The organism is Cryobacterium sp. M23, assembly GCF_002929655.1.
GTDB classification, from domain to species: Bacteria; Actinomycetota; Actinomycetes; order Actinomycetales; family Microbacteriaceae; genus Cryobacterium; species Cryobacterium sandaracinum.
In genome coordinates this window covers 104625-111473 of the sequence record NZ_PJJV01000075.1, presented here as the reverse complement: position 1 = coordinate 111473, position 6849 = coordinate 104625, and the positions used below count along the sequence as shown (strand labels likewise).

Annotated in this window: 8 protein-coding genes and 7 tRNA genes; 12 read left to right on the top strand and 3 right to left on the bottom strand. The window is 64.5% G+C overall.

Annotated features, from left to right (window positions below):
- Positions 1-179 precede the first annotated feature (179 nt).
- Positions 180-419: a hypothetical protein gene (locus tag CXY82_RS11520; RefSeq protein WP_104171046.1), complete on the bottom strand. Its 240-nt coding sequence runs from the start codon at positions 417-419 to the stop codon at positions 180-182.
- Positions 420-435: 16 nt separating this feature from the next.
- Between CXY82_RS11520 and CXY82_RS11515 the strand changes: the two genes are divergently transcribed.
- Positions 436-939, top strand: a complete 504-nt coding sequence (locus CXY82_RS11515; protein WP_104171045.1) for a GNAT family N-acetyltransferase — start codon at positions 436-438, stop codon at positions 937-939.
- 24 nt (positions 940-963) lie between these two features.
- On the opposite strand, the gene CXY82_RS11510 is transcribed toward CXY82_RS11515, so the two are convergent.
- On the bottom strand, positions 964-1674 hold the full coding sequence (locus tag CXY82_RS11510; RefSeq protein ID WP_104171044.1) for a M50 family metallopeptidase: 711 nt from the start codon (positions 1672-1674) through the stop codon (positions 964-966).
- A gap of 78 nt (positions 1675-1752) precedes the next feature.
- Here CXY82_RS11510 and CXY82_RS11505 point away from each other — a divergent pair, with 78 nt between their 5' ends.
- Together CXY82_RS11505 and CXY82_RS17615 are read left to right on the top strand one after the other, a co-directional pair.
- Positions 1753-1926 (top strand): CsbD family protein, encoded by a 174-nt coding sequence (locus tag CXY82_RS11505; RefSeq protein WP_104171043.1) that lies wholly within the window; start codon positions 1753-1755, stop codon positions 1924-1926.
- Positions 1927-1987: 61 nt separating this feature from the next.
- Positions 1988-2149 (top strand): hypothetical protein, encoded by a 162-nt coding sequence (locus CXY82_RS17615; RefSeq protein ID WP_166786551.1) that lies wholly within the window; start codon positions 1988-1990, stop codon positions 2147-2149.
- 77 nt (positions 2150-2226) lie between these two features.
- Here the strand turns inward: CXY82_RS17615 and CXY82_RS11500 are convergent.
- Positions 2227-2299 (bottom strand) — tRNA-Val (locus tag CXY82_RS11500).
- Positions 2300-2454: 155 nt separating this feature from the next.
- On the opposite strand from CXY82_RS11500, the gene CXY82_RS11495 reads away from it, so the two are divergent.
- The 9 genes from CXY82_RS11495 to pdxS all read left to right on the top strand — a co-directional run bounded on the left by CXY82_RS11495 (position 2455) and on the right by pdxS (position 6845).
- Positions 2455-2526: transfer RNA gene (locus CXY82_RS11495), tRNA-Gly, on the top strand.
- Between the two features lie 49 nt (positions 2527-2575).
- Positions 2576-2649, top strand: a tRNA-Cys gene (locus tag CXY82_RS11490).
- A gap of 39 nt (positions 2650-2688) precedes the next feature.
- Positions 2689-2760: transfer RNA gene (locus CXY82_RS11485), tRNA-Val, on the top strand.
- Between the two features lie 179 nt (positions 2761-2939).
- Positions 2940-3011: transfer RNA gene (locus tag CXY82_RS11480), tRNA-Gly, on the top strand.
- 49 nt (positions 3012-3060) lie between these two features.
- Positions 3061-3134, top strand: a tRNA-Cys gene (locus CXY82_RS11475).
- Positions 3135-3159: 25 nt separating this feature from the next.
- A tRNA-Val gene (locus tag CXY82_RS11470) sits at positions 3160-3231 on the top strand.
- A gap of 161 nt (positions 3232-3392) precedes the next feature.
- The gene (gene thrS / locus CXY82_RS11465) at positions 3393-5315 is read left to right on the top strand and encodes a threonine--tRNA ligase (protein WP_233199307.1); all 1923 of its coding nucleotides are present in this window, start codon (positions 3393-3395) and stop codon (positions 5313-5315) included.
- 1 nt (position 5316) lies between these two features.
- Entirely contained in the window at positions 5317-5880 is a 564-nt protein-coding gene (locus CXY82_RS11460; RefSeq protein ID WP_104100482.1) for an HIT domain-containing protein, read from the top strand.
- Positions 5881-5948: 68 nt separating this feature from the next.
- Positions 5949-6845 carry a pyridoxal 5'-phosphate synthase lyase subunit PdxS gene (pdxS, locus tag CXY82_RS11455; RefSeq protein WP_104100483.1) on the top strand — a complete coding sequence of 299 codons (897 nt, stop codon included), beginning with the start codon at positions 5949-5951 and terminating at the stop codon, positions 6843-6845.
- Positions 6846-6849: the final 4 nt, after the last annotated feature.

Below are 6849 nucleotides of genomic sequence, written 5' to 3'. Positions count from 1 at the left end.
CATGCTCAGCCTCGGCGGCCACAAACCCGCACTCCCCGGCCGGGATTAACCCACGGTTACGACAGGAGAGCCGAGATTTTGTCAAAATCGGCCCTAAATCGTTTGGAAATCCCGTTTTTCCGGAGAATCTCCGTCGAATTGGTTCCGGCTGCTCACCCAGCGAGACCCCAGTGGCACAATCACGGGCTGAGGCTGAGGCTGAGGCTGAGGCTGAGGCTGAGGCTGAGGCTGAGGCTGAGGCTGAGGCTGAGGCTGAGGCTGAGGTTGAGGTTGAGGTTGAGGCTGAGGTTGAGGTTGAGGTTGAGGTTGAGGTTGAGGTTGAGGCTGGGGCTGGAACTCGGGCTGGGGCTGGAACTCGGGCTGGGGCTCGGGCCCAGACCCGGGCCCAGCTCACCTGAGCACAGACGCGAAGGCGGCATTTGGGATACTCGGAGAATGGTCGACGTCACCCTCACCCTTCCCGCCGGCGCTGTGCTCCTTCGGCGCGCCCTGTCCCAGGATCTGTCTGCAATCGTGGGGCTTCTCGCCGACGACTCCATCAGCGCTTCCCGAGGCGACGCCGACCGGCCGGAAGATCGCGTCGCCTACGAACGGGCATTCGCCGCAATCGACGCAGATCCGGCCCAACAGTTGCTGGTCGCGACGTCGCTCCTGGGCGAGGTGCTGGCCACCATGCAGCTCACCGTCATCCCTGGGCTCGCCCGGGTCGGGTCCACCCGGTTGCAGATCGAGGCCGTCCGGGTTCGCTCGGATCAGAGGAGCCGCGGGCTCGGCGGAGCCATGATTCGGTGGGCCGTGCAGAATGCCCCGGCCTTCGGGGCTCAACTCGTCCAGCTCACGTCGGACGCAGCGCGCGTCGACGCGCACCGGTTCTATGAACGGCTGGGCTTCACCGCGTCCCACGTGGGCTTCAAACACGCCGTGCCGACGGTCTCCTGACGGCAGCACCCCCGCGGGGCAGGATCAGGCAAGCAGGCCGAGGAGCCGTCCGGCGGACCCCGCGCACGCGATCGTCGCGGTGAAGAACACGGCCACCCAGACCACGCCCGGGATGTGGGTCAGACGGGCCAGCTGGTCGGCGTCGGAGGCGGTACCGCGGCTCCGCGACCGGGACCGCTGGAGCTCGACCACGGTACGCACAGCCCCGAGCAGCAGAAACGCCGTGATCAGCAGGGCGAAGACGCTCTGCACCGGAGGAGTGCCGAACCAGGTGATGCCGAAGACCAGACCAGCGGTAACGAGGACGGACCACAGTCCGAACCAGTTGCGGATCTGCACGAGCAGCAGTGCCAGGGCCGCCAGCGACAGCCACAACAGGCCGATGTCGTAGCCGAGGCTGAGCATCCGTGCGGCGCCGAGCCCCAGCAGGGCAGGGGCGGTATAGCCGGCCAGCAGGGTCAGCACCATGCCGGGTCCGCGCGGGCGTCCGCTGCTGACGGTCAACCCCGAGATGTCGGAATGCAGACGGATACCGCCGAGCCGGCGACCGCTCACCGTCGCGACCACCGCATGGCCGCCCTCGTGCGCGATCGTGATGACGTGGCGGGTGACCCGCCACGCGGCCGGAACCAGCACGAGCACGGCAGCGGCCGCGATGGTCAGCCAGGCCGTGACCGCGGGCAGAGGCTCGTTTCGGGCGGAGAGTTGCCCCCAGAGATCGACAAGCCCGTCCATGGATTTCAGCCTAGATTACCTTGGGCGGGAGCTTTATACTGACCGCAAAAGCTGGATACGAGTGAAAGGACGGTCCCCATGAGTGCTTCGGACAAGATGAAGAACACGGCCGAGGAAGCCGTGGGCAAGGCAAAGGAGGCCGCCGGCAAATTGACCGACAACGAGCGGCTGGAAGCCGAGGGCAAGGCTGAACAGGCCAGGGCAAACCTCAAGCAGGCCGGAGAGAACGTCAAGGACGCCGTCACGGATTGAGTCGAATCCACATCTCCACACCATCAGTGCACGTCAATCAAAAGAAAGGACGGCGAGCAGGATGAACGTACTCCTCGTCATCGTTGCCATCATCGCCATCGCGCTTCTGTTCACCGGAGGGTTCGTCGAGTCGCTCAACTTCCTCATCTGGGTTGGCATCGTGCTCGCCGTGATCGCGCTGATCGTCTGGCTTGCCCGGGTGATCTCCGGGAAGCGGGCCTGACCGCGCCGCGCAGGTAGTCTCCGACCCGTACCGAGAAAAGGAAAAAACCCCGGATCTCCGGGGCTTTTTCTTGGCTGTGGGCGATACCGGACTCGAACCGATGACCTCTTCCGTGTGAAGGAAGCGCGCTACCAACTGCGCCAATCGCCCCTGTGGCCTCGTACTGCAACCACGAGTCTCGATACTAACCCAGACCGGGTGGAAGGCGCACATCGTGGCGGCCTCAACACGCCGGAACGACTCGGTTTGAATATGAACAGGACTATCGGCTAGAGTCTTCCAAGCGCGCAGAAATGCGGGCAGTTGCGGATGTGGCGCAGTGGTAGCGCATCACCTTGCCAAGGTGAGGGTCGCGAGTTCGAATCTCGTCATCCGCTCGAATGGAATCGGCCGAAACGCCGGTTCCTTTCGGTATGAATCCCAAGTGGTGGGTTGGCCGAGAGGCGAGGCAACGGCCTGCAAAGCCGTGTACACGGGTTCGAATCCCGTATCCACCTCCAATCCCGGAAGTCAAAATGCAGGAATGACTTTCAGGAAATGGGCGATTGGCGCAGCGGTAGCGCGCTTCCCTGACACGGAAGAGGTCACTGGTTCGATCCCAGTATCGCCCACAGAGTTGGGAAACAGATAAGCCCCCGGTAAAGTGGGGGTTTTTTTGCCCGCACAGCGCCGGAAATCCAGGTGGAGTCGGGCCTTCCTCGGGCTCGCCGCGATGAATCGCCGGGGAGGGTGCGGCGGGTTCGGCCGGAATCGGCTAGAGTCTTTCAAGTCAGCGGAAACGTTGACAAGTGCGGATGTGGCGCAGTGGTAGCGCATCACCTTGCCAAGGTGAGGGTCGCGAGTTCGAATCTCGTCATCCGCTCGAATGGAATCGGCCGTGAGGCCGGTTCTTTTTGGTACGAATCTTATGTGGTGGGTTGGCCGAGAGGCGAGGCAGCGGCCTGCAAAGCCGTCTACACGGGTTCGAATCCCGTATCCACCTCCACTTCTGGAAAGTCTTTTCAGAGAATGGGCGATTGGCGCAGCGGTAGCGCGCTTCCCTGACACGGAAGAGGTCACTGGTTCGATCCCAGTATCGCCCACAGGCAAACCCCCGGTAACTCGGGGGTTTTTCTTTGCCCAAAATGGCCGTGCCCGTCGTGGTCGAGGCGCGCCGCTAAAGTTATTGGGGTTCGAACAATATTGAGGAGTAATACACGTGGCTGACGGCTTTGAGCTATTCACCGACCGGTCCGTTGTCGCAATGCGCGTCAACGGCGAGCTCAAGGATCTCGCCACGACGGTGATTCCGACGGATGTCGTCGAACCGGTGACCATCGGCTCGCCCGACGGCCTCAGCATCCTGCGCCACTCGGCCGCGCACGTGCTCGCACAGGCCGTGCAAACCGTGAACCCGGCGGCGCGCCTGGGCATTGGCCCGCCCGTCACCGACGGTTTCTACTACGACTTCGACGTTGAAGAGGCATTCGCCCCCGAGGACATCAAGTCGCTCGAGAAGGCCATGGACCGCATCATCCGCCAGGGCCAGCGGTTCGTGCGCCGCGTCGTCACCGACGACCAGGCCCGGGATGAACTCGCCGCCGAGCCGTACAAGCTCGAACTGATCGGGCTTAAGGGCGGGGCCGCCGAGACCGTCGACAACGAGTCGGTCGAGGTCGGCGGCGCCGAACTCACCATTTACGACAACGTGGACCCGAAGACGGGGGAGACGCTCTGGAAAGACCTCTGCCGCGGTCCCCACCTGCCGAACACGCGCATGATCGGCAACGGCTACTCCCTGACCCGTCTGGCCGCCGCCTACTGGCGCGGGTCCGAGAAGAACCCGCAGCTGCAGCGCATCTACGGCACCGCCTGGCCCACCAAGGACGAACTGCGGGCCTACCAAGCCCGCCAGGAGGAGGCCGCCAAGCGCGACCATCGCAAGCTCGGCGCCGAACTCGACCTCTTCAGCTTCCCCGAGGAGATCGGCTCCGGCCTGCCCGTCTTCCACCCCAGGGGCGGCATCATCCGTCAGGAGATGGAGAACTACTCCCGCAAGCGCCACACCGAGGCCGGCTACGACTTCGTCTACACGCCGCACATCACCAAGTCGAACCTGTTCGAGACGTCCGGTCACCTCGACTGGTACGCCGATGGCATGTTCCCGCCGATGAAACTTGACGCGGAGTACGACGCCGACGGCCACATGACCCGTCAGGGCGTCGACTACTACCTCAAGCCGATGAACTGCCCGTTCCACAACCTGATCTTCCGCTCCAGCGGCCGCAGCTACCGCGACCTGCCCATGCGCCTGTTCGAATTCGGCTCGGTCTACCGCTACGAGAAGTCCGGCGTCGTGCACGGCCTCACCCGCGTGCGCGGGATGACCCAAGACGACGCGCACATCTACACGACCCGCGAAGGCATGAAAGAGGAGCTCACCAGCACCCTCAGCTTCGTGCTCAAGCTGCTCGCCGACTACGGCCTCGAGGACTACTACCTCGAGCTCTCCACGAAGGACCCGAAGAAGTTCGTCGGCACCGACGAGGCCTGGGCGGAAGCGACCGACACCCTGCGCGAAGTCGCCGAAGCATCCGGTCTCGAACTCGTGGCCGACCCGGGCGGCGCCGCCTTCTACGGCCCGAAGATCTCCGTGCAGGCCCGCGACGCGATCGGCCGCACCTGGCAGATGTCCACCATCCAGCTGGACTTCAATCTGCCGGAACGGTTCGACCTCGAGTACACCGCCCCCGACGGCTCCCGCCAGCGCCCGGTGATGATCCACCGGGCCCTATTCGGTTCGATCGAGCGCTTCTTCGCCGTGCTCACCGAGCACTACGCCGGGGCGTTCCCGGTGTGGCTGTCCCCGGTGCAGGTCGTCGGCATCCCCGTGTCCGAGCAGTACGGTCCATACCTCGACGAAATCATCGGCCGGCTCGAGACGGCAGGCGTGCGCGCCCAGGTCGACCACTCCGACGACCGCATGCAGAAGAAGATCCGCAACCACACCAAGGCGAAGGTGCCCTTCCAGCTGATCGTCGGCGAGGATGACCGCTCCAATCGCTCGGTGAGCTTCCGGTTCCGCGACGGCACCCAGGAGAACGGCGTGCCGGCCGACGAAGCCATCCGTCGCATCATCGCCGCGATCCATATGCGCGCGCAGGTCACGACCCAGGGCCAGGTCTGAGATGGACACGCACAGCGACGAGTTCGAGGGGCTCGAGCAGTCGTCCGAGTTCGCCGCGGTTCCGGATGCCTTCCAACGGCTATGGACCCCGCACCGCCTGGTCTACATCCAGGACGGCCAGCAGCCGCACCCGGATGACTGCCCCTTCTGCCTGGCCCCGAGCATGACCGACGAGAAGGCCCTGATTGTGGCCCGCGGCACGCACGCCTACGTGTTGCTGAACCTGTTCCCGTATAACAGCGGGCATCTGCTGGTCTGTCCGTACCGGCACGTCGCGACTTACGACGAGGCCAGTCCGGAGGAGGTCGCCGAGATCGGCAGTCTCACCCAGGTGGCCATGCGTGTGCTCAAGGCGGTGTCGCACTGCGACGGCTTCAACATCGGCATGAACCAAGGCCGTATTGCCGGCGCGGGCATTGCCGAGCACCTACACCAGCACATCGTTCCCCGCTGGGCGCTCGACTCGAACTTCTTCCCGATCATCGCCGGAACGAAGGCGATTCCCCGTCTTCTGGGCGATGTGCGGCGCGAAGTCGCCGAGGGCTGGCCCCAGGATGGCAACTAGCCGTATATACCCCTCCACCGGCACCCGCCGGGCGGAATCGACACCACCCAAGGAATAGAATCAAAGCTATGACTGAAACCACTTCCGCCTTTGGTTCGAGCCGCGTCAAGCGTGGTCTCGCCGACATGATGAAGGGCGGCGTCATCATGGACGTCGTCAACGCCGAGCAGGCTCGCATCGCCGAGGACGCCGGTGCTGTCGCCGTCATGGCCCTTGAGCGGGTTCCCGCCGACATCCGTTCCCAGGGTGGCGTTGCCCGCATGAGCGACCCCGACCTGATCGACAGCATCATCGCCGAGGTATCCATCCCGGTGATGGCCAAGGCGCGCATCGGCCACTTCGTCGAAGCTCAAATCCTTCAGGCCCTGAACGTCGATTACATCGACGAGTCCGAGGTGCTGAGCCCGGCCGACTACGTCAACCACATCGACAAGTGGAACTTCACGGTCCCATTCGTCTGTGGCGCGACCAACCTGGGTGAGGCGCTTCGCCGCATCAACGAGGGCGCGGCCATGATCAGGTCCAAGGGCGAAGCCGGCACCGGCGACGTCTCGGAGGCCATGAAGCACATCCGCACCATCAAGGGTGAGGTCGCCCGCCTGTCGGCTCTGACCAAGGACGAACTGTACGTCGCCGCGAAGGAACTGCAGGCGCCGTACGAACTCGTCGCCGAGATCGCCGCCACCGGCAAGCTCCCCGTCGTGCTCTTCGTCGCGGGTGGCGTGGCCACCCCCGCCGACGCGGCCCTGATGATGCAGATGGGTGCGGACGGTGTATTCGTCGGCTCCGGCATTTTCAAGTCGGGCAACCCGCAGGCCCGCGCCAACGCCATCGTCAAGGCCGTCACCTTCTACGACGACCCCAGCGTCATCGCATCCGTCTCGCGCGGACTCGGCGAGGCCATGGTCGGCATCAACGTGTCCGATCTGGCTGCGCCGCACCGCCTCTCCGAGCGCGGCTGGTAGATAC